General features: G+C 64.6%; 1 protein-coding gene. It reads left to right on the top strand.

Translation table 11 applies throughout. The features are described 5' to 3' along the window. Positions 1-1,315 (top strand): aldehyde dehydrogenase family protein (locus tag J0I79_RS35030; protein WP_292870779.1); only part of this gene is annotated, 1,315 nt, incomplete at its 5' end. Between the last annotated feature and the right edge of the window lie 235 nt (positions 1,316-1,550).

Genomic DNA, 1,550 nt, shown 5'->3' with positions numbered 1-1,550 from the left:
CGGCTCGAAAGCCGACGTCGACAAGGCCGTCGCCGCAGCCAAGGCCGCCTTTCCATCCTTCTCGCAGACGAGCAAAGCCGAGCGCCTGAAGCTCTTGAAGCGCATCCTCGAAGTCTACAACGAACGCTATGAGGACATCGCCCAGGCCGTAAGTCAGGAAAATGGTTCGCCGATCACCTGGGCCCGCGAGGCGCAGGCCTGGGCGGGCAGGGCGCATATGGAAGCGACCATCAAGGCGCTGGAAGACTATGAGTTTTCCGAGAAGCGCGGCGGCACCATGGTGGTCAAGGAGCCGATCGGCGTCTGCGCGCTGATCACGCCCTGGAATTGGCCGCTCAACCAGATCGTCTGCAAGGTGGCGCCGGCCATCGCCGCCGGCTGCACCGTGGTGCTGAAGCCGTCCGAGATCGCGCCGATCAGCGGCATTGTCTTCTCCGAGGTGATGGAAGCCGCCGGCACGCCGAAGGGCGTCTACAACATGGTCAACGGCACCGGCCCGGATGTCGGCCAGATCATGGCCGGCCATCCCGATGTCGACATGGTTTCGTTCACGGGTTCCACCCGCGCCGGCATCATCGTCGCGCAGACGGCGGCGCAGACCGTCAAGCGGGTGGCGCAGGAACTGGGCGGCAAGTCCGCCAACATCGTCCTGCCCGACGCCGATTTCGAAACGGCGGTGCGCAAGGGCGTCGAGGGTTGCTTCGGCAACAGCGGCCAGTCCTGCGACGCGCCGACCCGCATGCTGGTGCCGGCCGCCCGCCACGACGAGGCGCTCGCCATCGCCAAGAAGGCGGCCGAGGCCCACAATGTCGGCGACCCGCGCAACGAAGAGACCAAGCTTGGCCCGGTCGTCAGCGAGCTCCAGTTCAACAAGATACAGGGCCTGATCGAAGCCGGCATCAAGGAGGGTGCAACGCTGGTCACCGGCGGCCCCGGCCGGCCGGAGCATCTCAACCGCGGCTACTACGTGCGCCCGACAGTGTTCGGCCATGTGAAGCCCGGCATGACGATCGAAAAGGAAGAAATCTTCGGGCCGGTGCTGTCGGTCATTTCCTATGACGACGACGCCGACGCCGTGAAGATCGCCAACGACACGGTCTATGGCCTTGCCGCTTACGTCCAGTCGCAGGACATCGAGCACGCCCGTAAGGTCGCGGCTCAGCTCCGCGCCGGCCAGGTGTCGATCAACTATCCTGAGTGGGATACGTTCGCGCCCTTCGGTGGTTACAAGCAGTCCGGCAATGGCCGCGAATACGCCGACTGGGCGATCCACGACTTCCTCGAGGTCAAGGGCATCATCGGCTACGGGGCGTAGGCTTCGTTTAAGCTCCGGTGAATAGTTCGGGCGAAATATAGCCGGCCGTTTGCGCCGCCCCTCATTGTCCTGCCGGACATTTCTCCCCGTACAGTGACGGGGAGAAAGGGGCTGGCGTCGATGATTTCGCCAATCATCGACGCTGCAGAAAAGACGGCGACGCCGCTGTCAGTCCCTTCTCCCCGTCACTATACGGGGAGAAGGTGCCGGCAGGCGGATGAGGGGCAGCGCCGCG

The organism is Mesorhizobium sp., from assembly GCF_017306585.1.
Taxonomy (GTDB): domain Bacteria; phylum Pseudomonadota; class Alphaproteobacteria; order Rhizobiales; family Rhizobiaceae; genus Mesorhizobium.
Note: the sequence above shows the minus strand (reverse complement) of the source record. Positions and strands in the feature narration are given on the sequence as shown.